This is a genomic window from Psychrobacter cibarius (genome assembly GCF_016107535.1).
Taxonomy (GTDB): domain Bacteria; phylum Pseudomonadota; class Gammaproteobacteria; order Pseudomonadales; family Moraxellaceae; genus Psychrobacter; species Psychrobacter cibarius.
Genome location: NZ_JABASQ010000002.1, coordinates 211,653 through 236,400 on the forward strand (window position 1 = coordinate 211,653; position 24,748 = coordinate 236,400).

20 protein-coding genes, 1 tRNA gene and 1 other RNA gene are annotated in these 24,748 nt (G+C 42.8%); 15 read left to right on the forward strand and 7 right to left on the reverse strand.

Features of this window, described 5'->3' with window-relative positions:
* Nucleotides 1–106: 106 nt before the first annotated feature.
* The 3 genes from JFC08_RS02850 (at nt 107) to JFC08_RS02860 (ending at nt 5,129) form a co-directional block, all read left to right on the forward strand.
* The gene (locus JFC08_RS02850; RefSeq protein ID WP_198329635.1) at nt 107–1,129 is read left to right on the forward strand and encodes a cell division protein ZipA; all 1,023 of its coding nucleotides are present in this window, start codon (nt 107–109) and stop codon (nt 1,127–1,129) included.
* Nucleotides 1,130–1,421: 292 nt separating this feature from the next.
* The gene (gene ligA / locus JFC08_RS02855) at nt 1,422–3,521 is read left to right on the forward strand and encodes an NAD-dependent DNA ligase LigA (protein ID WP_198329636.1); all 2,100 of its coding nucleotides are present in this window, start codon (nt 1,422–1,424) and stop codon (nt 3,519–3,521) included.
* A gap of 3 nt (nt 3,522–3,524) precedes the next feature.
* A complete protein-coding gene (locus JFC08_RS02860) occupies nt 3,525–5,129 on the forward strand; it encodes a DUF2971 domain-containing protein (RefSeq protein ID WP_198329637.1) in 1,605 nt (534 codons plus the stop codon).
* Between the two features lie 35 nt (nt 5,130–5,164).
* Here the strand turns inward: JFC08_RS02860 and JFC08_RS02865 are convergent, their stop codons facing one another.
* From JFC08_RS02865 to JFC08_RS02890, 6 genes are all read right to left on the reverse strand, one after another.
* A complete protein-coding gene (locus tag JFC08_RS02865) occupies nt 5,165–5,857 on the reverse strand; it encodes a hypothetical protein (RefSeq protein WP_198329638.1) in 693 nt (230 codons plus the stop codon).
* 41 nt (nt 5,858–5,898) lie between these two features.
* Nucleotides 5,899–6,462, reverse strand: a complete 564-nt coding sequence (locus JFC08_RS02870; RefSeq protein ID WP_227697611.1) for a hypothetical protein — start codon at nt 6,460–6,462, stop codon at nt 5,899–5,901.
* 238 nt (nt 6,463–6,700) lie between these two features.
* Nucleotides 6,701–7,114: a hypothetical protein gene (locus JFC08_RS02875; protein ID WP_198329639.1), complete on the reverse strand. Its 414-nt coding sequence runs from the start codon at nt 7,112–7,114 to the stop codon at nt 6,701–6,703.
* A 334-nt stretch (nt 7,115–7,448) separates the two neighbouring features.
* Nucleotides 7,449–9,908 (reverse strand): YgiQ family radical SAM protein, encoded by a 2,460-nt coding sequence (locus JFC08_RS02880; RefSeq protein ID WP_198329640.1) that lies wholly within the window; start codon nt 9,906–9,908, stop codon nt 7,449–7,451.
* A 220-nt stretch (nt 9,909–10,128) separates the two neighbouring features.
* Complete coding sequence (locus tag JFC08_RS02885) at nt 10,129–10,884, reverse strand: YidX family protein (protein ID WP_227697612.1); 756 nt, start codon at nt 10,882–10,884, stop codon at nt 10,129–10,131.
* A 142-nt stretch (nt 10,885–11,026) separates the two neighbouring features.
* Nucleotides 11,027–11,494, reverse strand: a complete 468-nt coding sequence (locus JFC08_RS02890) for an Lrp/AsnC family transcriptional regulator (protein ID WP_045453648.1) — start codon at nt 11,492–11,494, stop codon at nt 11,027–11,029.
* A 264-nt stretch (nt 11,495–11,758) separates the two neighbouring features.
* On the opposite strand from JFC08_RS02890, the gene rarD reads away from it, so the two are divergent.
* Complete coding sequence (gene rarD / locus JFC08_RS02895; protein WP_198329641.1) at nt 11,759–12,781, forward strand: EamA family transporter RarD; 1,023 nt, start codon at nt 11,759–11,761, stop codon at nt 12,779–12,781.
* A 104-nt stretch (nt 12,782–12,885) separates the two neighbouring features.
* On the opposite strand, the gene smpB is transcribed toward rarD, so the two are convergent.
* Nucleotides 12,886–13,362 carry an SsrA-binding protein SmpB gene (gene smpB / locus JFC08_RS02900; RefSeq protein WP_011512728.1) on the reverse strand — a complete coding sequence of 159 codons (477 nt, stop codon included), beginning with the start codon at nt 13,360–13,362 and terminating at the stop codon, nt 12,886–12,888.
* Nucleotides 13,363–13,719: 357 nt separating this feature from the next.
* Here smpB and coaD point away from each other — a divergent pair, with 357 nt between their 5' ends.
* From coaD to JFC08_RS02955, 11 genes are all read left to right on the forward strand, one after another.
* Complete coding sequence (gene coaD, locus JFC08_RS02905; RefSeq protein WP_045453657.1) at nt 13,720–14,238, forward strand: pantetheine-phosphate adenylyltransferase; 519 nt, start codon at nt 13,720–13,722, stop codon at nt 14,236–14,238.
* Between the two features lie 102 nt (nt 14,239–14,340).
* A complete protein-coding gene (locus JFC08_RS02910; protein ID WP_060490412.1) occupies nt 14,341–14,589 on the forward strand; it encodes a YfhL family 4Fe-4S dicluster ferredoxin in 249 nt (82 codons plus the stop codon).
* 3 nt (nt 14,590–14,592) lie between these two features.
* Nucleotides 14,593–15,909, forward strand: a complete 1,317-nt coding sequence (gene bioA, locus JFC08_RS02915; protein ID WP_198329642.1) for an adenosylmethionine--8-amino-7-oxononanoate transaminase — start codon at nt 14,593–14,595, stop codon at nt 15,907–15,909.
* Entirely contained in the window at nt 15,906–16,625 is a 720-nt protein-coding gene (gene bioD, locus JFC08_RS02920; protein ID WP_198329643.1) for a dethiobiotin synthase, read from the forward strand. Before bioA ends, bioD begins: the two co-directional genes overlap by 4 nt.
* A 65-nt stretch (nt 16,626–16,690) precedes the next feature.
* Nucleotides 16,691–17,074: RNase P RNA component class A (rnpB, locus tag JFC08_RS02925), an RNA gene on the forward strand.
* Nucleotides 17,075–17,193: 119 nt separating this feature from the next.
* Nucleotides 17,194–17,270, forward strand: a tRNA-Met gene (locus JFC08_RS02930).
* Nucleotides 17,271–17,565: 295 nt separating this feature from the next.
* Entirely contained in the window at nt 17,566–18,321 is a 756-nt protein-coding gene (locus tag JFC08_RS02935; RefSeq protein ID WP_227697614.1) for an ABC transporter permease, read from the forward strand.
* Nucleotides 18,322–18,335: 14 nt separating this feature from the next.
* A complete protein-coding gene (locus JFC08_RS02940; protein WP_198329645.1) occupies nt 18,336–19,007 on the forward strand; it encodes an ABC transporter ATP-binding protein in 672 nt (223 codons plus the stop codon).
* On the forward strand, nt 18,985–20,091 hold the full coding sequence (locus JFC08_RS02945) for a KpsE/RkpR family capsule polysaccharide export protein (RefSeq protein ID WP_227697616.1): 1,107 nt from the start codon (nt 18,985–18,987) through the stop codon (nt 20,089–20,091). The genes JFC08_RS02940 and JFC08_RS02945 overlap by 23 nt, the downstream gene beginning before the upstream one ends.
* A 55-nt stretch (nt 20,092–20,146) precedes the next feature.
* The gene (locus JFC08_RS02950) at nt 20,147–21,928 is read left to right on the forward strand and encodes a polysaccharide biosynthesis/export family protein (RefSeq protein WP_198329647.1); all 1,782 of its coding nucleotides are present in this window, start codon (nt 20,147–20,149) and stop codon (nt 21,926–21,928) included.
* An 80-nt stretch (nt 21,929–22,008) separates the two neighbouring features.
* Complete coding sequence (locus JFC08_RS02955) at nt 22,009–24,591, forward strand: capsular polysaccharide biosynthesis protein (protein WP_198329648.1); 2,583 nt, start codon at nt 22,009–22,011, stop codon at nt 24,589–24,591.
* Nucleotides 24,592–24,748: the final 157 nt, after the last annotated feature.

The window sequence follows — 24,748 nt, forward strand, 5'->3', positions numbered from 1 at the left end:
GGTAAACGATGACTATATGGTGACGATATTCATTAGCCATGCTAGACTATTGCCATTTATTCCCTCTTATGTATTCCCTTTTGTCATATATTAGGATGTATCTCTTATGACCGCTATTCAGTTTATATTGATTGCCATTGCCGCATTTATCATGCTTGCAGGGCTATTTATGGTCATTCGTAGCTTTAAGCGCCGCAGCAATGCTGAAGCGGTAGCGGTCAATTATGATAAAAACGGTATTCCTATCATACCGCGCCATGAACGCAATATCGTCGATCAGCCAGACTTGGATGATACAGTCGCTGGCGAAACAAGTATCGCCCCTGATCGCAGTTATCTAAATGCGGTGGTCGAAGACGAGCCTTTGACCCAATCTCATACCGATGTTGATACGCAGCTGACAGCTGGGCATGCGGATGTTAATGACAGCGATACGGATACGGATACAATAGATGATGCTGACTATGTGCGCTGGCAAGCAGAGCAGCAGCGTGCTGACAACAGCGAGTTTGTAGAAGTCGCTGAGCAAATGCATATCGAGCAAGAGCAGGATGCGTTTTCAAGCTTGATGTCGGCAACTGACAGCTTGATGCCCTCTATTGATACCGCAGACGAGCCAAGCTTCGATAATAACAGTCCGATACTCGATCAGCATTTATCAGAGCCAGTGGATGAAGCGCAAAACGGTCCACTCATCAATGCCAAAGACAACATTAATATCACTATTTTGCCGCATCAATATCGCGACCGTCCAGCCGCGATTATCCGTGGTCGTGATTTATTGGCATTAATTGATAAGTATGGTCTGCGCTATGGCGCGATGAACATGTTCCATCGTTATGAGCAAAAAGACGGTACGGGCATGCTATGGTTTAGCATGATGGGTATCACCGATAGTGGTATCGCGCCTTTTGATCCGCATAGCGTGGCGACCAATACTTATAATGGCGTGGTAGTATTCTTATCGCTGCCGCATCCACAAGCGCTGCGTAGCTTCGATAGTATGATGAGCATTGCTTATATGATGGCAAGTGATTTGGATGCCATTATGCTTGATGAAGAGAACGAACCAATCACCCCTGAATACAAGCAGCAATTGCGTAATCAAGTTCGCGATTATGAAGGTTAGTTTTAATGTATTAATACAGGTTGATTAATAAAAGCTGATTCATATTAGCAGTATTAAAAAAGGCAAATAGCGATTGACGTTATTTGCCTTTTTTAATGGGCTTTAGTTTCTGCAAAATGCTAGAGTCGGTTCAAGATAATTTAGATACAAGGAAGGTGAGTGAAAGTACTACACATAGTAGATTGAGCGAGCCTGACACAGTATCTAATTTATATAGGAACGACTATATCCGAGCATCCTACAAACTTGTTATCATATCGGCATCTTGAATCGCAAAGAAAAGACGCCGACTATGACTGACCCTATCTCACCGCTTACCTCTAAAAACATTAATGAAGACATTAATAAAGACATCAATACTGCCAATCCTATAAAAAATAATGATGCTATCGTCACCCAGATGCGCACGTTCATCGATGCGCTTAAGCAGCACAATTATGCCTATTATGTGCTTGATAATCCCATTTTAGAGGACAGCGAATACGATCAGTTACGCCGCTCTTTATTGGCGCTTGAAGAACAATATCCAGATTTGGTACAGCCAGACAGCCCGATTAACCAAGTTGGCGATATGCCGCTATCGGCTTTTACCCAAGTCACTCATGATATTCCTATGCTCTCGCTTGGCAACGTCTTTGATTATGATGAATTACATGGCTTTATGCGCCGCGTGAATGATCGTCTCAATGATGCACAGAAAAACCCTGAATACGAGATGGAGTTAAAGCTCGATGGCTTGGCGGTATCACTCAAGTATGCTCATGGTAAATTTATACAAGCGGTCACACGTGGCGATGGACAAACGGGCGAGGACATCACCCAAAATGCCAAAACCATTCGCAATTTGCCACTTTGGCTCGCGGCCGCAAGCGATATTCCATTATTGGAAGTGCGCGGTGAGGTGCTGATGCCGAAAGCGGGCTTTGAGCGTTTGAATCGCCTTGCTGAAGAAAAGGGCGACAAAACTTTTGCCAATCCACGCAATGCTGCCGCTGGAAGCTTACGTCAGCTAGATCCCGCCATTGCTGCTAGCCGTCCGCTCGCATTTTACTGTTATTCAGTCAATCAAGGGTTGCCTGAGCATATCAAAACCCAATCAGCAGCGCTTGCATGGCTAAAGACCATTGGCTTTACCGTCAGTGCAGTCGAGGTGGTACAAAATCCACGCGAGGCTCAAGCCTATTATGAATCGGTAAAGGAGACACGCGGCGAGCTGCCGTTTGAGATTGATGGCATGGTCATCAAGGTCAATAGCTTGGCATTGCAGCAGCAGCTTGGGTTTTTATCGCGAGAGCCGCGCTGGGCAACCGCTTATAAATTCCCTGCCGAAACTGTCATGACACGCTTGCATGCTATCGAATGGCAAGTCGGACGCACTGGCGCGATTACGCCCGTTGGTAAATTAGAACCTGTGAAAGTCGGTGGCGTCACGGTTAGCAATGTCACCTTGCATAACTTTGGCGAGATTCAGCGCTTGGATGTGCGCGCAGGCGATATGGTCAGCGTTCACCGTGCAGGCGATGTGATTCCTAAAGTGACCCGTGTTTGGACAGATCAGCGTCCAGCAGACTCAGAGCCTGTTACGTTGCCATCGACCTGCCCAGTATGCGACTCGCCTGTGGTGTTGCCCAAAGATGAAGCGTTAGCACGTTGTACTGGTGGGCTATTTTGTCCTGCGCAGCAGGTCGAGGCGCTCATTCACTTTGTCTCGCGTCGGGCAATGGATATCGATGGCTTAGGCGCAAGTTGGCTGATTAGCTTTTTTGAGCATGGCTTGGTGAAGACAGTCGCTGATATCTATCAATTGCACAATCATCAAGACGAGCTGATTACGCTTGAGAAGCTGGGCGAAAAGTCGGTACAGAACATCCTCAGTGCTATCGAAGCCAGTAAGCATACCACACTCGCACGCTTTATCTATGCGCTGGGTATTCGCGGTGTCGGTGAGACGACGGCGCAGAATTTGGCGCAGCAATTTGGTGACCTTGATAGCCTAATGGCTGCTGATATCGATAAGCTACTGCAAACGCCTGACGTGGGCGCGATCACCGCTGAACTTGCTTATAAATTCTTCCGCGCACCACACAATATCGAAGTCATTACTGCACTACGTGAAGCTGGCGTCCATTGGGATAAGGTTGAACAAGTCGCATCAGAAGGTCTACCACTCGATGGGCAAACGTGGGTCATCACCGGTGCGCTCGATAGCATGGCGCGTGATGAAGCCAAAGCCAAGCTGCAAGCACTAGGCGCAAAAGTATCCGGCAGTATTTCTGCTAAAACCACGGCATTATTGGCAGGTGATAAAGCTGGCTCGAAAATGGCAAAAGCGGAGAAGCTGGGCGTTAAAGTAGTGGGCGAGGATGAGTTTTTGGCGATGGTTGGGGAGTAGAGTATGAATACTGATGACATGGAAGGTCTAGACGAAGAAACTCGGAAAGAAGTTGAGAAGTTGCAAAAGGTGACGCGTGAGAGAGATGGGGATGAGAAGTATATAAATGCTCAACTTAAAATAGAAAGCCATATGGCTAGAAATGGAAAGTTTGAATTGGGTGTAAAATATCTGAAAAACATACAAAAAGATGATGGCGATGTTTATTATAAAGCATTGGGTTTTGTATTTATTGATCAGTATTTTGGTCTAGGTAATTTAGATGAATCTTACGATACTATTTTAGAGTTTTTAAAAGATAGTGTTTTTATTTTTGATGACATAAGAAGGGATTCTTTTGAATTCGCAAAAAAATATTTTTACCAAGAAAATTATATAAAAGCTCTAAATTTATTTAGACTAATTGGAGGTTCTTATTCATATCGGGCTAAATGTTATGAGAGTATATGCAAAATAACGATGAAGCATAAAGACCAAGAGTTAGCACAGATGTGTGATGATCTAGTTAAAAAAATAGAAAAAATCATAAGTATTTTAAAAATAGATTTTTCTTCTATTTCAGAAGAGAAAGCGCCTGAGAGAAAGTTGGCGCACTATACGAGTACGTATACAACAAATAAATTAGTTTTTAAGGAAGATAATAAAGATAGACCAAGTGCTTTTCGTCTAAATACGATTAACAACGTTAATGATCCTAGTGAAGGAAAATTACTCACAAACTACCTTCAAGATATCAAAGAGACATCATTTTATAAGCCTGATTTTGATGAGAAGTTGCATGCATTTATCAGCTGTTTTACTTTCAACCATGATAGTTTAAATCAATTTAGATTGTATGGAAAAGAAGATAACAAAGAAGCCTCTGGTGTTAGTTTAGTATTTAACAAAGAGTTCTTTAAAGAGACTGATGCCCAGTCTAGTATGACTAATATATCTATTGATAGAAAAATAGAAGATGAAAATGATCGTTGGGATAAAGAAAAAAATGATAGTTCAGTTAAGAGGATAGAAACGCAATCAGTTATGAGATGTGTTTATATTGATCCTACCTCTGACTATATCCATTTAGCTCAACGCAACCGCCTAACATTTTTCCGTGAGTTTGGTCGTGAAAATTTGGAAGGAGGTAGTATCGCTAAAGCCGAAATTGAGTGCCTTGAATATGAGAATTATATAGAAAAGAAAACCGAAGATTTTAGAGAGGCATTTATAGAGTTAAAAAGTATTTATAACGGTGCTATAGATAAGAAGAGGTCTTCAAACAACCTAAGTAAAGAAGATTTAGATGAAATAGATAGCTTATTGGATATGATAATTTTACCTCTAAAATATCTAGTTAAGCATTCAGCATTTCAAGAAGAGCAGGAATGTCGCATGGTATATATTACGTCACTAGATGATTCTAGAGTGCAGATGGATTTTGGCAAGTTTCTATATGTAGAGTATGAGCCAGAGGTAAAACTACATTTGGATAAAATCTATATCGCACCAGCTGCAACGCAATATCAGCCCTACTTGGCAAAACTATTATGCGGTACAAATAGTTTAGGAGAAAAAATAAAAATTGACCTCTCAAACAACCCTTACCGCTTACCCACCAGCCACTAAAATTAAAAGCGTGCGCCACCCTAGCGCACGCTTTATCAATCTATATCGCCACCAAATAAATACTCATAAGCCTCATCCAGTACCGATAACATTTCTGCTGTTTTCATCTTTATGACTTTTACTGACCAATAGTGTTCATCAAAATATTTGGGTCGTTTAGGTGACTGATCGGCATTAAAAAACCTTTCATACTCTTTTAAATCTTCAGGATAATTGTCTAAATTTTTAGGGTTACGATGTATGTGAATGATGACCAGTTTGGTTTCGTCTTTATGATTTATAATAAACGGATACCACCCTTTGTCCCCATATTCATGTGGCTCTATGTCCCAAAGATAATCTACAAAATTTTCAAAATCAAAACAGCTGTCATCGTATAAGCTTTCTTCGTATTCTTCGATCTTAGCTAGTGTGTATAACGTTGGTTGAAGACCTAACCTTATTCGCTCTTCCACTTTCCACTCAGAAAAGTATTGTTTTGCTAAGGTAGTCATCAACTCTTTATGACTTAAATGAAATAATGCAGGTGACTGGATCTCAAAAATATCTCTATTAGTAAGAGGAGCCGCAAACATGCTTTTCATGTTGTAAGCCAGATGAGGTGGAATCATTTCCATATCAACGCATAAATTAAGACTATAAAATTCTGCTGTTAGATGCTCAATGATGATAGCAAAATTGCTATATGTACCATCTTCATGATAAATGCCAGAATTTCCAAATATCATTTTTTATCTCATTTTAATAAAAGAATTGAGTATATCCCGTTTTATTCCACCACCTCTCCATGCGCCTTAACCTCACCTTTCTTACCATCAGGTTTAATCTCAATCGGTAATACCAACCCTTTAGCAAAGTCATCAGAAAACACATAATCGTAGCTACTGGCAGCGATATCAGGCGTGGTATGAATGATTAACTTCATATCAGTGCCATCGGTTAGCTCATGCGAGACATAGCTTTCACTCAGCTGATCCAAGGCTTTCGATAGTGCCTCATTACTTGCCATGCTTACCGTTAGATTATGCTGAGCCGTCGCATTATCTACCTTGAAATACTCTGCGTAGTCGCGCACATTTTGGCTATCGAGCGCAAACGGATATTGATAATTGGCAGGGTCAGCGGGCTTTTCACCACTCGCCATGACTGACCAGTCGATAGTCTTAGTGGCTGTCGTTGATGAGTCTGCGGTCGCCACCACTGGCTCAGAAGCTTGAGCGGCAGTTTCAGCACTGTTGTCGCAGCCTGCCAGTGCCCACAGGCTGGCAGTAGCGATGATCATCATATTTATTAGGCGCTTAGCCATCGACGTATCCTTAGTATTATTAATCATAAACAATATCCTATCAGCGCTATTTTGACAGGTTTCTTGATGCTTCTCTAGACAAAAGCAGAAAACCGTTCATTCTAATCAACGCTTAACCTGAATCTGTGGTTTTGGTATCAGTTTTTATACAGACATTCAATGCAATATTGTTCAATCAAAGCGCAAAAAAAACAGCCATCCTATGATGACTGTTTTTTATAAGTAGCTAGTTTTTAGAACTGTCAGACTGTTTATAGCTAGCTAATTAGATTTGGCAGTTTACTTGATATTCTTTACCGTTTGCCCATTTGATAGCAAAAATACCTTTGTCGCCTTTCATGTGCCATGCATAGACAGCTTCTGGATTTGATTCATTAACGTAGCTTGCGGTATCACCTTGTACATCACCATTTAAGATGATTGGTTGCTCAGCCCATTTTACTTTAGGCAAGGTCGCATTGAGCATCACTTGTTTTTTATTGATAGATTGTTTAGCCATGATGGTGCTGTCGTCAGTACAGATATAAGGTGCTGGTGCCATACGATCATAAGCGGCATCGGTGACGCTTTCTGATGCAGGCGTGTTTGATGCATTTGGCGTAGTAGGAGCCGTGGTTGCACAAGCACTTAATAGGGCAAGGGTAGGTAGGGCAACAGCAAATTTAGTTAGGGTGTTCATGGCATTCTCCAAAGATATAAAAATCATAATGTATTTATTTTTAATAATGCGTTAAGCATATAGCGCATATGGTAACGAAAACAGCGCTTGAAGAATGTTAGAAATTGTTTGTTACGTGTTCATTAAGTTACTTAATCACTGACTAATGTAACGTATCATTTGGCGCGTTTTGGTCGGTATTTAAGCTTTGATTATGAATTTATTAAAATAAGCTGCTTCAAATGAAAAAGCGTCTATCGATCTTTTGACCGATAGACGCTTTTTTGATGAGCTTAAATAAGTGTTCGTCACTCATTTAAGCATCTGCATTTAGCAATGATATACAGAGCTTTAGCTACTTGGTTTTACGCGGTGGCAGACCCGTATGCTGGGTTTGGAAATTGCCTTTGCTCACGCGCTTTTTGGTGTTTTTGCTGACCGTGTTTTGACTCGCAGCGCCTTTAGCGGATGCGCCATTGGTTGACGAATTATTATTACGCTTCACCGAGTCATTACCGAGGCGGCTGTTCTTTTTACGCGCTGATTGGTAGCTGTCTTGTGCCGCATCGCGCCCTTCTAAACTGGCGTTGAACGGCGGGATTAAGCAGCCACGATTTTTACCAATCAAATCACCACGACCCATATCTTGTAGCGCTTTACGCAATAATACCCAGTTTTTTGGATCATGATAGCGCAAGAACGCTTTATGCAGTTTGCGCTGCTTACCAGATTTGACGATATCCATGTCACCTTCATCACGGCTGATCTTATGCAGTGGATCTTTATGCGTGTGATACATGGTGGTCGCTGTCGCCATCGGGCTAGGATAAAACGCTTGTACTTGGTCAGCGCGGTAGCCATGGCTTTTTAGCCACAGCGCAAGGTTCATCATATCCTCATCTTTCGTGCCCGGATGCGCGGCGATAAAGTAAGGAATCAGATATTGCTCTTTACCTGCTTCTTGGCTGTACTGCTCAAACATGGCTTTGAATTTATCATAGCTGCCCATGCCCGGCTTCATCATTTTCGATAAGACGTTTTCTTCTGAATGTTCAGGCGCAATTTTTAGATAACCACCGACATGATGACTGACCAATTCTTTGACGTATTCTGGATCTTTTACCGCCAAGTCATAACGTAAGCCAGAAGCGATAAGAATCTTTTTCACGCCTTTGATATCACGCGCTTTGCGATATAGTTTGGTCAAATTACTGTGATCGGTGATCAAATTTTCGCAGACGTCAGGATAGACACAAGAAGGCTTACGGCAGTTCTTTTCAATGGTCTCATCTTTACAGCTCAGACGATACATATTGGCCGTGGGTCCGCCAAGGTCAGAGATAACGCCAGTGTAGTTAGGTGCGGTATCACGAATGGCTTCGACTTCTCGTAGGATAGATTCTTCCGAGCGGTTTTGGATAATGCGTCCTTCGTGCTCAGTGATCGAGCAAAACGTACAACCACCAAAACAGCCGCGCATGATATTGACTGAGAATTTAATCATGTCATAAGCAGGGATGCGTGCATCGCCATAGCTTGGATGCGGCAAACGTGCGTACGGCAAGTCAAACACATAATCCATCTCTTCGGTCGAGAGTGGAATCGGTGGTGGATTGAGCCAGACATCGATGGAGGTGTGTGAGTTACCAGCGCCGCTACTATGACGTTGCACGAGGGCACGGGCATTACCCGGATTGGTCTCAAGATGTAAGATACGGCTGGCATGAGCGTATAAAACAGGGTCAGATTTGACGTGCTCATAATCAGGCAGACGAATGACCGTCTTTTCACGTGGTGGCATTTTTATTTTATGCTTACGCGCCGTCATTGGCTTGTCAAAACCACGCATTTGCACCACTTGCGTTTCTTCGTCAACTTGCTCAGCATTTAGAATTTTATTGGCAACTGGCTCAGACACAAAGCCCGGATACTGTGAAGCCATTCCCGACATGGCTTGCCCAACTGGTGAATCGCTGGGTTTGTCTTGCTCGATTGAGCATTGATCCACGTCTTCGGTCATCACATACGGATTGATAATCGGGTCAACACGGCCAACGGTATCGACATCATTACTAGCAACTTCAGTCATATCGTCTTGCCAATGGCGGCGCGTTGGCGTCAATAGATATGAGGTACCGCGCAATTTACTCATTTGCTCAAAGCTGTAGCCTTTAGACAGACCATGTACCACATCGACGATGGCGCGCTCAGCATTACCGTACAATAAAACATCGGCACGGGCATCCATCAAAATACTGCGGCGGACTTTATCCGACCAGTAATCATAATGAGCGATACGGCGTAAGCTACCTTCGATACCGCCTAAGATAATTGGCACATCAGGATAAGCTTCACGGCAGCGCTGGCTATAGACGATAGCGGCGCGGTCAGGGCGTTTATTTGCCACGTTGCCCGGCGAGTACGCATCATCGCTACGAATCTTGCGATCGGCGGTATAGCGGTTGATCATGCTGTCCATGTTGCCTGCGGTCACGCCGTAAGCATAGACAGGTTTGCCCAATTCCATAAAGGCGTCTTTGCTCTTCCAATCGGGCTGAGCAATGATACCCACACGAAACCCTTGTGACTCTAGTAGACGACCGATAATCGCCATACCAAAGCTTGGATGATCGACATAAGCATCGCCTGAAATGATGATGACATCACAGGCATCCCAGCCCAAATCGTCCATTTCTTTGCGGCTCATTGGCAAATAAGGCGCAGGTTCGTAACAGCTTGCCCAATGTTTGTCGTAGTCGTAAAGTGGTTTGGTGCCTTGTTTAAAGGCGGTGCGGGCGATGGTATCGGCAGACATGAGCGGACCTGTTAATTAGAAAAATGGCACTAAAAAAAGCCGTTATTCATTAAAAATATTAACGGCTCATTTAAAAGCGCTCATTTTAACATGAATTGTCTTCATGATGTCATAAACGATTAGCGATAAGTTATTGATAGTTTAAGTAATCTATGAATAAAAAGGCTTCTAGGAACTAAGCGCATCTTTATTTCAAATCATCGTTTATAGTAAGGATTTGCTACTCTAATAACTGAAATGGGAAAGTGACAACGTCAAAAGCTAAGGCAAAAGGCAATAAAACCAGCTTCTGAGCTGTATTTGCGCCACTACGAGACACTTGATTTTGCTGACTTTGGGTATAAAAGCTCACCGTATAAGGCTTAGTTAAAGGGCGATAATTGGATTGGATTAAGCTGAGGTTACTTACTTGCGGATAGATAGCACCTTTGACAGGAACGCTAAAGCAAAAGCGCTGAGCATTGATACGCTGGTCACTGGCTGAGGTACATTCTTTGCCGTTGTTTTGCAAAAAGAACTGATAGTCAGAACGTTTAAATTCATCTTTTAGTTTGGCATAAGACAGCTTCATCTCTCCCTGAAAGTAACCATCGTTATTGGGCACATAAAAGTTCATCTCATTATCAACTTGGATATTTTTTGGTGTCAAATTGGTCAGTAAATTCACCATCTCTGTCCCACCTTGGGTCAGCACATAGCTGTTCTTTTCACCGACGATCACCATGGTCGCGTTGGGCATTTTTGGCAATGCTTGTGCAGGGCGACCAAAAGCCACAATTTGATCTTCAGACAAAACGTGTTTAGTCGTTGTGGTGTTGACTCGATTGTCACTGTCTAATAATGAGCTAGTGGCACAGCCAGAGCTGGCGAGTAATGCTGCAAGTGATGTACCGACTATCACTGTCTTAAAGCTTAATGCTTTTAGTACTGGATTATTACTTTCTTCTTTTCGAATGGTACGGGTGTTTTTAGTCATGGTAAGGCTTCCTTGTCTACTAGGCGATGGACTGCTGGTGCGGCATCTATTATTTACTGCCAAACTTTCGTTGATATCGTACCTTGTTTGACCGCGACTTATCTACTTTTAATTAAACAGCCAAGCAGTTTTCATACTCAAATTAATCGAGCAAAATCTTTGTACCACTTTTAGTAAAGTTCATCACAAATTGGCTTTTAAAGTTGCGCACATTATTCTCATAGGTGAGCAAACCAGTCGTGAATCGATGGTAATCACTCATATTTTTGGCATTGACCATCAACATAAAATCCGCATCACCTGATACCTCATAACAGCTCATCACCTGTGGCTGTGTATTCATCAAGCGCTCAAACCGATGTTGCATCGAGGTATTTGAGCGCGCCATCTCTATCATCACCACGGCGGTCAGTCCGTAGCCCACCTTGTTTGGGTCAACGATAGCAACTTGCTTGGTAATGACGCCGTTGCTGATTAATGCTTGGATACGGCGCTGGGCAGTAGCGATAGACACATGCACTTGCTCTGCCACGGTTTTTAATGGCAAGGTCGCATCGTCTTGTAATAAATTTAAAATCGCTTTATCGATATCATCTAAAACTTGGCTCATGGTGTTCTCTCTTTTAGAAAGCGTTTCATTCACTGTATTTTTTTTATAATTATTATCACTATAAGTCAAAATTTAAGAAAATATTTATTTTTAAAGGTTCTAAAAGCTAAATTTATTCATAAATAAAGTTTTATAGCAATAATATCTCACTGCTACTGAGTAAAATAGACGCTAACAATTAAAACCTAGCAACCAAAGCTTAACCCTAACAAGTAAAAGCTCACAGCTGGTTTTCTAATATCTATGTAAACTTACGGTGCTTTTATGTCTACTTCAATGCTTTCTACTGTCTTTGTAAATACGCTAGCAACGACTGTCTCGCGCTTGCCATTGCCAGCGATTTGGACGGCGGGTAGCGCACAGCAACGCACATTAATATTGGGCGTGGCGTTAGCCGTGTTATCGAATTTATTATTTGGCGTACTTTATGCTTACAGCAGCTTTTTGGCGCCATTGTCAGGTACGCAAGTCTTTATCTGGCGGATGCTGGCAATGTGGGCGGCATTGATAGGATATTTGCTGATCAGTGGGCGCTTAGGTTTTCACATCGATAAACTCAGAGCATTAGGCTCTGTTAAACAATGGGCATGGTTGCTATTGCCAACGCCTATATTCTTAAGCCAGTTTTGGTTATTTATGTGGGCGCCCGTCAATGGGCAGGGCGTACAAACCGCAATGGGCTATTTTTTATTTCCACTGATGATGGTTATATTTGGCTGCGTCTTTTTTGGCGAAAAGTTAAGCCGTCTGCAATGGTTGGCGGTTGGCTTTGCCGTATTAGGAGTCGGCAGTGAAATTATCCGTACGCAAAGTGTCTCTTGGGCAACGCTTTGGGTCTGCGGCACGTATCCGCTGTATTATATTTTGCGTCGTCTGCAAGGGATTGGCGCGGTGACTGGGTTATTGGTTGATTTAACGATATTCGCACCATTTGCTTTGGCGTATTTATTTTTTATTGCGCCGAGCAGTTTAAGCTTAGTGAGCGGTTCTGGCTTTTTTATCCTGATGCTGGCGGGACTTGGTGTTATGAGCGTGCTTGCGATGAAAACCAACGTTGATGCCAGTCAGATGCTACCAGTCAACGTCTATGGCATGATGAGCTATTTGGAGCCTGCTTTATTATTCGTATTGGCAATCACGGTACTGGGCAATCCATTTGAATCAGCGATGATCTATAGCTATGGCTTGATTTGGGTAGGCATCGCATTTTTAGTGGCTCATGGGGTGCGCAAATTACGTAGCGCTCATAAACAATCGCAAACAACAAAGATTGCGCCAGTTGTTTGAGGGTTGATAAGTAAAATAGATTGAACAAATAAAAACGGACGATTCAGCATAAAGTTGAATCGTCCGTTTTTTTAAGATTAACACCAATCTGTTGAAAGATGGCTTTAATCTAAATCCTTCTTAAAACCACGCTGCTTATCACGTTCCCAATCACGGTCTTTAAGCGTTTTACGTTTGTCATGCTGTTTTTTACCCAATGCCAAGCCAATTTGACATTTCACCAACGAGTTTTTCCAATAGCAGGATAATGGCACGCAGGCATAGCCTTTTTGGTTGACTGCACCCATTAACTTTTCTATTTCGCGGCGATTGAGCAGCAGTTTACGGGTACGGATACTATCAGGACTGACATGCGTCGAGCTGGATAGTAGCGGCTGGATATGCGCGCCAAATAAGAATGCCTCATTATTACGAAAGATAATATAAGCTTCGGTAATGGTCATTTTGCCCGCGCGAATGGCTTTTACTTCCCAACCTTGTAACGACAGACCTGCCTCAAACGTTTCTTCAATAAAATACTCGTGTCGAGCTTTTTTATTGGCACAAATTTGATTCTCTGGTTTTTTTGATTTTTTTGACATAATTTCTCCATAAGGACTGCTTAAATATATCTTGTCCCTATATTTCTAGTCTTACTAATTCCTCATCCTAACCCTTAAATGTGGGTTATTTTTTATAAATGCTAAAACGGATGAGTCGAACCGCCTATTGTAGCAAAGCCTCTAACAAAAATGTAAGTCGGCTATTAGGACAAATGTAGCCAATATAGTCGAAGTCATTTAAGGTGGTCACACAGCAATCGGGCGCAAACAGAAGACTGAGTACATTAAGTAAGGTTAAGGCGGTAACTATATTACAAATGCATCGACGATAAGTATTAAGTTTGAGCAAAATTTGCTAGCATATAGCCTACTATTACTGACCCTATTAGCCACGCTATGAGCCACTCTACTTCTGCTAACTCCTCAAAGCTGCACACCAGAATTTTATATCCTGGTACCTTTGATCCTATTACCAATGGTCATGTGGACTTGGTCACACGCGCCACCAAACTGTTTGACGAGGTCGTTATTGCGGTTGCCTCAGGACATCACAAAAAGCCTTTATTTAACTTTGAGGAGCGCGTTGCCTTAGTCGAGACGGTATTTGCTGACTTACCACAAGTATCGGTGGTGGGTTTTGAAGGTCTACTCGTTGACTTTATGCGTGAAAAAAACGCCACTGCTGTCTTACGAGGTCTGCGTGCGATGTCAGATTTTGAATATGAATTTCAGCTGGCCAATATGAACCGTGAGCTTGATGAAAACTTTGAAGCGGTGTTTTTGACGCCATCGCAGAATTACTCATTCATCTCTTCGACGATGATTCGAGAAATCGCCAAACTCGGTGGTGATGTGACTAAATTTGTCCCGCCATGTGTGTCACAAGCTTTTGCTGAAAAACTCAATCTTAGATAGCAAAATACCTGCTGACAATGAAGATGTGTCGAACATTTAAACGCATCGAAATCGTCAAAGCCAACGATACAAGTGCTATAAGCAAAATATAAGGAGCAGTCTATGGCGTTATTAATTACTGATGAATGCATCAACTGTGATGTGTGCGAGCCTGCCTGCCCAAACGAAGCCATCTCAGAAGGCGATGATATTTATGTGATTGACCCTGATTTATGCACCGAATGTGTCGGGCACTTCGACGAGCCGCAATGCGTGGTCATTTGCCCAGTCGATTGTATTCCTCATGATCCCAAGCATGTCGAGACCGAAAGCGATTTGTTGTCAAAATATAAACGCATTACTGGTCAATAAAATATGACAACATCACTCTTATCTACGAAATCAACAAACGACTTTGACCAGCAACATCTCTGGCATCCGTATGCTAGTCTACCGCCGACTTATCCCAATATTGTGATTGATCACGCTGATGGTATTTATATCGTTACTGAAGACGGCACGCGCTTGATTGATGGTATGTCATCGTGGTGGGCTAGTGTCCATGGCTATAATCATCCCAAACTGAATGCAGCGATGATTGAGCAGTTGGGTAAAATGGCGCATGTCATGTTTGGTGGTTTGACCCATCAACCCGCAATAGACTTGGGCAAAAAGCTGCTTGCAATCGTTCCTGCTGGACTGGATGCCATATTTTATGCCGATAGCGGTAGCATTGCGGTGGAAGTGGCATTAAAGATGGCATTGCAATATCAAATTGCTGCCAAGCGTCCAACCAAGCAGCAGTTTGCCTCGACCCATTCAGGTTATTATGGCGATACATGGCATGCGATGAGTGTCTGCGACCCTATCAATGGCATGCACAGCTTGTATGGTAAACAGTTACCGATGCAGCATTTTGTGCCAGCTCCGCCAACGGGCTTTGAACGTGATATTACCCAACAGGAATATGATGAATTAACGGATTTCTTTGATAAAAATAGCGATAAGTTGGCTGGATTTATTATCGAGCCGATTATTCAAGGCGCAGGTGGGATGCGCTTTTATAGTCCTCAATATTTACAACTGCTGCGTCAGCTGTGTGATGAGCACGATGTGCTATTGATTGCGGATGAAATCGCCACGGGTTTTGGTCGTAGTGGTAAGTTATTTGCGTGTGAGCATGCTGATATCAGTCCTGATATTATGACCCTTGGCAAAGCATTGACTGGCGGTTATATGACTTTTGCGGCGACTTTATGCACTCGCAAAATTGCTGATACCATCCATAACAGTGACTATCCCGCACTGATGCACGGTCCTACTTTTATGGGTAATCCATTGGCGTGCGCTGTCGCGTGTGCATCGATTGATTTGATTTTGTCTTACGATATTGAAACACGCACGGCAAATATGCAAGCCATAATGGAACAGCAGCTTGCCCCAGCGGCAATGTTAGATGGCGTTGCTGAAGTACGCTGTCTGGGCGCAGTTGCCATCATTGAGCTAAATGAAGCGGTTGATATGCCGACCTTTCAGTCTTTATTGATTGAAAACGGTATTTGGGTCAGACCCTTTGGGAAACTGGTTTATATCATGCCGCCTTATGTGATTAGCGAAGACGAACTTGCTACCCTTTGCCAAGCATTGTTAAAAGTAGTCAGTAGTTATTTAACGCAAAAAGGTCAAGAATGAGCGTTCTCTTTATCTCCGGTATCGATACCGACATCGGCAAAACTTATGCGACGGGTATGATTGCCAAAGCGCTCATGCAGCAAGGTATTAATGTTATTACCCAAAAGCTGGTGCAAACTGGTGTCGCAATAAATCCAGATAGTGGCGAGATAGGCATTGCCGATGATATTATTATCCATCGTCAGCTGATGAACCTTCCGTTGCAACCTTGCGACCTTAATTTCACCACTTGTCCATATCGTTATGAGAAGCCTGCATCACCGCACTTAGCGACTCGGTTATCAGGAGAAGTGCTAGATCCTGAACTGATCACTAGTGCCACCAAACGATTGCAAGCTGAGTATGACTTGGTATTACTAGAAGGTGCTGGTGGGTTGCTCGTGCCAATAACGGAGCAGTTATTAATTTTAGATTATATTACTGCTCAAGGTTATCCGATTATTTTGGTTACTTCTGGTCGGCTTGGTAGCATCAACCATACCTTGCTTAGTTTGGAGGCGATAAAATTTCGCGGTTTAGAAGTTCATAGTGTTATTTATAATCATATTCATGATAATGCTGCTCAGACGGATGCTGAGATTGCTAACAGTACGGTTGCATTTTTGCAAAATTATTTAGCGGAGAATTATCCAAATACGAATTGGTTATCTTTACCTGTGCATGGGAATGATAGCTGTAATAATGCAGATTTTATACTCCCTGAAAACTTTATATAAATCACCGTTAAAAATAAGCTAAAAAACTTTCCGAAAGCAAGATTAATTTTGCTATACTAGCGCGCTTGGTAGACTAGGCAATCGCCGCTGCACACTGGCAACAGACTGAGCAGGGGAGGAAAGTCCGGGCTACATAGGGCAGCGTGCCAGCTAACGGCTGGGCAGGGTAACTTGACGACCAGTGCAGCAGAGAGTAGACCGCCTTTGGCTTATATGAGTATCGCAAGATGTTCATGTCATCGGTAAGGGTGAAAGGGTGCGGTAAGAGCGCACCGCGTGTCTGGCAACAGTTCACGGCATGGTAAACTCCACGCGTAGCAAGACCAAATAGGCATCGGCATGGCGCGGCCCGCGTTCGATGCGGGTAGGTTGCTTGAGCGTACGAGCGATTGTACGCCTAGAGGAATGATTGTCCACGACAGAACCCGGCTTATCGGTTTACCAAACCTTTTTTATTGTTCGTGATAAAAATGCAGCTAATTTGAATAAATTTCATATTTTCTGCAAAAAATGCCCTTATAGGGGTTGACGACAGTCAACAGCTTGGGTAAAATGTGCATCCTAAAATGGCGATGTAGCTCAGCTGGTTAGAGCGCATGACTCATAATCGTGAGGTCAAGAGTTCAAGTCTCTTCATCGCCACCATTTTTAGTAAGAACTGTAATATAAAAAATACCAATCACTATTTGATTGGTTTTTTTTTGCCTGAAATAAATTATTTAAGAATATGGTGAATGGCTCAAGCCGCACCATAAAACATTATAATTACCTACTGATTTCTTGCTAAATCATAGCTTTATCTGTTTAGGTACAGATTAATTGTTGTAACTTATGTCCCGCTTACTTATCATAGGGGCTGTTTTCGGTAAAGTCCTGTAACGCCATGTCTGTACAACTACCTCCTTATCGTCCTATTAAGCACCGCAGTGGTCTAAAAGTCATGGGTGCCGCATTTCATGCTTTGCTGATGCGTGAGCTGCAAACGCGCTTTGGTGGTTATCGCTTGGGCTATCTGTGGGCGCCATTAGAGATAATGTTTCAAGTTGCTATTTATTTGATAATATTTGGCGCTATTATGACCCGTGTGCTGCCAGGAATGGACTACATGTTATTTCTGGTGGCAGGCCTAGTGCCTTTTCGTATGATGAGTACCATAGCAACACGAGCGTTAGGAGCAGTTGAGGCCAATCAAGGGCTTTTAATGTATCGATCAGTACGTCACATTGACGTCATTATTGCCCGTTCATTTCTAGAGCTAGTGATTTATTTTTTTACCTTTGTACTGTTGTTAGTCATACTTGCATTCATTGGTATTCCCATCAGCCTTGCACATTTTAATGTAGTATTGTTTTGTTGGTTGACCTTATTTTTGTTTGGGTTTGGTCTAGCGATGATTATGATGGTTGTCGGTTATTATGGTGGTGAAATCAGCAAAATTATAGGTTTGATTTTTACTATTTTATATTTCATATCTGGGATTATGTACTCTATTCATATTATTCCTGAGCCATATCTAAGTTATTTATTGTATATCCCATTTGTCCATAATATCGAGCTAATGAGAAATGCACTATCTCCTACTTACCCCGCTTATCATATTGATATAGCGTATTTTTTAAAGTGGACAGTTGCAGTAAATTTCTTAGGTTTATTAATGTATAAAGCAGTAGAAAGAGACTTAATACGTTCTAAATAATGACAGGTAAGTGAATGATTGAAATTAGAAATGTTTCTAAGTCCTTTATGACCAAGCAGGGTCGGCATTATCTCTTTAAAGATTTGAATCTGACCATTGGTGATAAAAAAAGTGTGGGTTTACTCGGTCGTAATGGGGCGGGTAAATCGACTTTGCTGCGTATTATTTGCGGACTAGATAAGCCTGATCACGGAGAGATTATTACCGACTCGACGATTTCTTGGCCAGTAGGGGTAGCCGGAGGTTTCCAAGGTAGTTTGACGGGTCGTCAAAACGTCCGCTTTGTTTGCCGTCTTTATTCAAGCGGTCCCTATATTGACGAAAAAATTCGTTTTGTGGAAGAGTTCGCAGATATCGGAAACTATTTTGATATGCCGGTAAAAAGCTATTCTTCAGGGATGAAAGCACGTTTAACGTTTGGCTTAAGCTTGGCCTTCGATTTTGATTATTATATGCTTGATGAAGCAGGCGCTGTGGGTGATGCGGCTTTTCGTAAGCGTAGTGAAGAGATTTTAGCAGCGCGCCGCGAGCAAGCAGGATTTTTAATAGTGTCGCATAACATCGGTGATATTAAGCGTAATTGTGATATTGGTATTGTGCTAATGGATCAAACAGCACACGTCTTTGACGATACAACAGAAGCGATTGAGGTATATGAAGAGCATGTCCACAAAGCGAAAAAATAAGATAATTGACTTCTCGCTGTTTATTGGCTTGGTGATCCTCCCTTGGGTGCTGGTGATCTTTTATGTCATGACGCTTGCCCATCCGCGGTTTATTTCGACGGCTGATGTGGTGGTCAAACAAGTCAGTGATACCAGTGTGCCTTCTGGCGGTGGACTGTCGGCCTTGTTGGGTGTGAACAGTACCAGTAAAGAAGATGCGACTTATCTGACCGAGTATATTCTATCCAATGATATGGTGAAGCGCCTTGATAATAAGTTCAAGTTCCGCGAAGCGTATCATGTCGATGGCTCAGATCCGCTCAATGAAATTAAGCCTGATGCGACACAAGAAGAATTACTTGAGTACTTCAAAAAGCGTGTACACATCAATCTGGACGAGCAAAGCTATGTGCTGTCAGTATCGACGGAAGCCTTTGATCCAAAGTATGCTTTTGAGCTGAATAAAACAATCCTCAATGAGTCTGAGCAGTTCGTCAACCGTATTTCACAAGAGGTGGCTCGTGATCAGCTGGTATTTGCTGAGACACAGTTAGATGAATCACAAGATCGCCTAAATGATGCCAAAGAGCAGCTATTAAAATATCAAAACGAAAATGAGATTTACGATCCACAATCCAATGCTCAAATTGTGAATCAGCTGATTGGTAGTTTGCAAGCGCAATTAAGTTCATTACGTACCGAAGAGCGTCAATTACTCAGCTATCTAAATCCAGATGCACCGCAAGTAGTGTCATTAAGAAGCCAGATTAAAGCAGTCGAAGAGCAAATCAACCAAGAGCAAACCAAGCTGACATCACCGAATACCACCAAGTTAAACCGTCAAGCGGTACAGTTTGAGACTATCAAGGCAGATGTTGATTTCGCTACTGAGCTCTATAAATTGTCGTTATCTTCACTTGAGAAGGCACGTTTAGAAGCTTTTAAAAAGATGAAGAATTTGATTGTTATCTCAACACCATATCAGGCTGAAGAAGCAACTTATCCACGCCGTGCTTATATTATTTGGACGTCGCTAGCATTACTTATGATGCTTTATGGATTTGTGCGCCTAGTGATGGCAGTTGTTCGTGATCATCGTAGCTAGTTTTAACACACCAGATATCAGTAATGATCGATAGATCAGCAAAGGAATACCACTCATGAATATGAAACCACGTCCTATTGTGACCGTGATAAAAGTGTTAAGTTTGGCCATGGCCGCCAGCAGTGTATCAGCACTAGCAGCAGGCAGTTATGCTGATCAAATTTCAGGATCTAGCTTTGGCACCAGCAATAACAGCATGAGTCAAGACCAAAACAGCAATAACATCAATGTCTCAACACAGGCATTTGCAGGTGGTGTATCAGGACAGGCGACCGCGCAAGAAGCGGTTAATGCCTCAAGCTTGCCAAGTCAGTCAGTCATCAATACCACGCGCCCCTATCAAGACATCAACACGCAAGACATGATGTTTGGTGAGCAGCTGTTTCGTGGAGCATTTTCGACCACCTCTGGCTCTACCTTTAATGACAGTTATGTGATTAATCCAGGTGATAACGTCCAAGTACGGATGTGGGGCGCTTATCAATATGCGGCTACCATGACCGTCGACCCACAAGGCAATATTTTCTTGCCAAATATCGGTCCAGTACGTGTCTCAGGTGTGCAAAATGGCAGTCTGCAAAATGTGGTAAAAAGTGCTGTCAGTCGTATTTATCGCTCGAACGTTGGCGTTTATGCTTCATTAGAGCAAGCACAGCCAGTGAAGGTATTTGTAACAGGTTTCGTCAAGCAACCAGGCTATTACGGCGGTTTAGCAGCAGACTCGGTATTGTCTTATTTGGATAGAGCAGGTGGCGTTGACCCAACACGTGGTAGTTATATTGATATTCAAATCAAACGTAATGGGCAAATGCTACAGCAAGTCAACCTGTATGATTTTTTACTAGCGGGTAAATTACAAGCATTCTCTTTTCGTGATGGCGATGTGATTACGGTCGCGCCGCAGAAAAAAACCTTTGAAGTAGGCGGTCAAGTCCAAAACGAATATACCTTTGAATTTGATGTGAACGATCTGACCATTGGTGATGTATTGCAAGTGGCCAATCCAGCAGCGAATGCCACCAACGTTAGTATCACTCGCAGTGCAGGACGTGCACAGACGGCGGAATATTACTCGTTGGCAGAAGCTCAAAACGTGCCTGTTTATAATGGTGATCAGATGGTAGTTACCTCCGATCGTTATGCGGGCACAATCGCGGTGCAAGTAAAAGGTGCGCATACAGGTAATGGTGCCATGGTTGTGCCATATGGTGCTCGCTTAAAGGACATCGTGCCACAGCTACAGCCAAGCCCACTCGCTAAACTGACTCATCTGACCATTTATCGTGAGTCTGTTGCTGAGCAACAAAAACGCATGATTAATGAGTCACTCGATCGTCTAGAAGAGCTGACGCTTGCCACGCAGTCGACCACTCGTGAAGAAGCAGCACTGCGTCAAGACGATGCAGCATTGGTTAAGCAGTTTGTTGCCAAAGCGCGTAATGTTAAAACGACGGGTCAAATTGTTGTCGTCCCGAATTCGTGGCAGGATATTATTCTGCAGCAAGGTGATATCATTGAGATACCTGCGCAAACGTCTGTCATTACCGTTAATGGTCAAGTACGAGCACAAGGCGCGCTGACCTTTAATCCAGATTATACCGTTGGTGATTATGTTGCCAATTCAGGCGGTTTCTCTGACAATGCTGATGTTAAAGAAATCTTGATTATCCATCAAAATGGCGCCAGTGAGGTGGTCAATACCGCTTACCGTATCCAGCAAGGCGATGAGATTATGGTATTACCAAAAGTCAAAACCAAGCGCGTAGAAATTGCTCGCGGCTTATCGCAAATTGTTTATCAGTTGGCCATTGCTGCTAAAGTAGTTCTCGATTTATAACCATTATTGAAAAGTTGTATAACAAGAGAACAAGTCATCTGCATAGATAGATGCAAAAGTAATGAATAAGGGTGTTAAAAATGGCAAAAAGTGCGGCAGATGATGTCAATGTGGCAGTGACCTCTCACTCTGATAATGCGCTGTTTTTGCCATCATACCCATACCCATTGCCACAGCACTTGGCGGTCATTGGTAAGGGTATGCGTCAAAACAATGTACTTTTGTCTCAGGTATTGCAAGCAGATATTCAGCGCTGGTATCCGTGGTCAGGTCTACCGCAACGTGTTAATGCAGGTAAAACGCTTTTACTGTCTGCATTGCCATTACCTAATGTTGTAAAAAATCAGATAACTCATTTGTCCAGTTCCTCTCTCTCTTTTCAGCAACCCGATGCCTTTATCGGTTGGGGTCGTAAAAAAAGCTATCAACGAGCTAATAAAGTGGCTAAGCGGCAAAAGCTTGAGACATTAAGTGTCGAAGATGGCTTTTTGCGCTCATTAGATTCTGGTATTAGTAGCCGTCATGGCCTGAGTGTCGTCGTTGATGACCTTGGTATTTATTTTGATACGACGCATGACTCACGCCTTGAGCGGCTGATTATTGAGCGTACTAAAAATACTGCTACGCCTAATAATTACGAAATAGATGACGCGCGTGCGCGGCAATTGATGGCACGTATTTGTAATGAGCAGCTCAGTAAATATAACGCAGTGATCGATTGTCCGTCCTTGAATGAATTGATAAGTGAAGACGGCGCTAATACAACGGCAGATTCCTTGAAATCGCATGTTTTATTGATTGACCAAGTGGTTGGTGATGCTTCTATCACCGGTGCGGGCGCGGATAAACGTCAGTTTAAGAAGATGTTAAAATCTGCGTGTCGTAATCATCCTCATGCCCATATTTGGATAAAGGCACATCCTGCGTCAAAATCAGGATACCTGACCCGTTTAAAACTACCTAAACAGGTTCGGCTATTAACGCAATCACTCAATCCTATACAGCTATTAGAGCAAGTTGACCATGTTTATACGGTCAGCTCACATATGGGCTTTGAAGGGTTGATGTTAGGTAAAGCAGTACATTGCTTCGGGGTCAACTGGTATAGTGGCTGGGGTCTAACTGATGACAGCGGCGCACCCAAAAATCTGCTTAAAGCGGTCGAAAAACGTCGTCAAAAACTTGTCAGCAAACAGCTAGAGGATCGGGAACATTCAAATCCTGCGTTGTTTCCTAAATCATTTGCTAAAAAAACATCTGCGACGTTAGAAACGTTATTTTATAGCGCCTATATAGATTATAGTCGTTATGTAGATCCGGCCACCAAGCAAGCCTGTGATATTGATACAGCGATAGAATGGCTAGTGACTAATCGATATTGGCAAGCGCGCCTTGAAGGGGATCTCACGATATATGAATTTAGTCGCTGGAAATTACCATTTGTAAAAGCTTTTACGAATCTACCGCGTACGACATTATTTATCAAACCCAAGCCACGTCTCAAGAATCTACTGCATCCTGATCATTTTCGTGTTGATTATCAGCAGCCTCTATTAGTGTGGGGTTTGGCTAAGCGGCAACAAGTAAAAAATAAATTACAGCGTAAGCTTGAGAAACAGCCGCATTTGTCCATACCGTCTATATACTGTATGGAAGATGGATTTATCCGCTCAAATGGTTTGGGCGCGACGTTGTTAGCACCGTTGTCGGTCGTCATAGACAAGCAAGGCATTTATTATGATGCGACCCAGCCCTCAGATTTAGAGACGTTGCTACGTCATTGTCAAGCACTGAACCCACAGCAAAGTGTCCGTGTAAAACAGCTGCAAGATAAATTGCTGAATCAGCGGGTGAGTAAATACAATGTTGGGGCTGAGGTCGACAGTGCTAATAACCAGCATACTTCTTGGATGGATGAGGCTAGGGTATCTGGCAAGCGTCGTCTTCTAATCATCGGTCAAGTCGAAGATGATTTATCGGTGCAGTACTGTGGCTCGACGATCAAAACCAACAGCGGCTTGATTGAGCGTGTATGCCAAGACAACCCTAATGCTTATCTTATTTATAAGCCGCATCCTGATGTTGAAGCAGGACTAAGGGCTGGTAAGGTTAGCGCAGAGTTTTTACAACAGGTCAGTGCCGTCGCCTATGATACCGCGATGCCTGATTGCTTAGAGTGTGTTGATGAAGTACATACGATTAGCTCATTGACTGGCTTTGAGGCGTTGCTGCGCGGTTTAGACGTTACTTGCTACGGCTTACCGTTTTATGCTGGTTGGGGGTTAACGGCAGATATTGATGCCCAGTTTTCACCGAAAGCTGACTATTTAGAGAGACGAAAACGCGACACTGCATTAACGCTTGAGCAATTGTTATATTGTGCGCTTATTCGCTATCCCTTATATCGTTTACCTAATGGGTACGGGCTTGCACAAGTAGAGCAAGTGATTGACTATTTATACCCTCCTAAAAGCGCTCCTTTGCTTAAAGATATTCATAATACAGAATCTCAAGCGCAAATATCTAACCCTATAAATAGCTCGATTAACCATGCGACTTCAGTTTTACCCACGCTATCTGAAAATTTTAAACGCCAAGCGACTACTCGTTTTATGCAGCAGCGTCATCAATGGCAGCAGCGCCTGCGTAAACTATCTCGTTAGTTTATTCTAAACTTGTGACGCAAATCCATTGCGACAAGTAGGGGCTTTTTCGGTATAATCAGTGATGATTGATGTGTATTCACACGGCTTAATATTCAAGTTGTTTAATAAATACTCCCGCTTTTATCCTTCATCTTCTCATTAATGGTAATTCAAT

What these genes read in the sequence shown, in the direction of transcription:
- JFC08_RS02885 (WP_227697612.1), bottom strand. Translation starts at nt 10,884, where the DNA reads ATGACTAAAAACACCCGTACCATTCGAAAAGAAGAAAGTAATAATCCA.
- smpB (WP_011512728.1), bottom strand. Translation starts at nt 13,362, where the DNA reads ATGTCAAAAAAATCAAAAAAACCAGAGAATCAAATTTGTGCCAATAAA.
- coaD (WP_045453657.1), top strand. Translation starts at nt 13,720, where the DNA reads ATGAGCCACTCTACTTCTGCTAACTCCTCAAAGCTGCACACCAGAATT.
- JFC08_RS02940 (WP_198329645.1), top strand. Translation starts at nt 18,336, where the DNA reads ATGATTGAAATTAGAAATGTTTCTAAGTCCTTTATGACCAAGCAGGGT.
- JFC08_RS02910 (WP_060490412.1), top strand. Translation starts at nt 14,341, where the DNA reads ATGGCGTTATTAATTACTGATGAATGCATCAACTGTGATGTGTGCGAG.
- JFC08_RS02935 (WP_227697614.1), top strand. Translation starts at nt 17,566, where the DNA reads ATGGGTGCCGCATTTCATGCTTTGCTGATGCGTGAGCTGCAAACGCGC.
- JFC08_RS02955 (WP_198329648.1), top strand. Translation starts at nt 22,009, where the DNA reads ATGGCAAAAAGTGCGGCAGATGATGTCAATGTGGCAGTGACCTCTCAC.
- JFC08_RS02860 (WP_198329637.1), top strand. Translation starts at nt 3,525, where the DNA reads ATGAATACTGATGACATGGAAGGTCTAGACGAAGAAACTCGGAAAGAA.
- rarD (WP_198329641.1), top strand. Translation starts at nt 11,759, where the DNA reads ATGTCTACTTCAATGCTTTCTACTGTCTTTGTAAATACGCTAGCAACG.
- JFC08_RS02880 (WP_198329640.1), bottom strand. Translation starts at nt 9,908, where the DNA reads ATGTCTGCCGATACCATCGCCCGCACCGCCTTTAAACAAGGCACCAAA.
- JFC08_RS02865 (WP_198329638.1), bottom strand. Translation starts at nt 5,857, where the DNA reads ATGATATTTGGAAATTCTGGCATTTATCATGAAGATGGTACATATAGC.
- ligA (WP_198329636.1), top strand. Translation starts at nt 1,422, where the DNA reads ATGACTGACCCTATCTCACCGCTTACCTCTAAAAACATTAATGAAGAC.
- JFC08_RS02875 (WP_198329639.1), bottom strand. Translation starts at nt 7,114, where the DNA reads ATGAACACCCTAACTAAATTTGCTGTTGCCCTACCTACCCTTGCCCTA.
- JFC08_RS02945 (WP_227697616.1), top strand. Translation starts at nt 18,985, where the DNA reads ATGTCCACAAAGCGAAAAAATAAGATAATTGACTTCTCGCTGTTTATT.
- bioD (WP_198329643.1), top strand. Translation starts at nt 15,906, where the DNA reads ATGAGCGTTCTCTTTATCTCCGGTATCGATACCGACATCGGCAAAACT.
- JFC08_RS02850 (WP_198329635.1), top strand. Translation starts at nt 107, where the DNA reads ATGACCGCTATTCAGTTTATATTGATTGCCATTGCCGCATTTATCATG.
- JFC08_RS02890 (WP_045453648.1), bottom strand. Translation starts at nt 11,494, where the DNA reads ATGAGCCAAGTTTTAGATGATATCGATAAAGCGATTTTAAATTTATTA.
- bioA (WP_198329642.1), top strand. Translation starts at nt 14,593, where the DNA reads ATGACAACATCACTCTTATCTACGAAATCAACAAACGACTTTGACCAG.
- JFC08_RS02870 (WP_227697611.1), bottom strand. Translation starts at nt 6,462, where the DNA reads ATGATTAATAATACTAAGGATACGTCGATGGCTAAGCGCCTAATAAAT.
- JFC08_RS02950 (WP_198329647.1), top strand. Translation starts at nt 20,147, where the DNA reads ATGAATATGAAACCACGTCCTATTGTGACCGTGATAAAAGTGTTAAGT.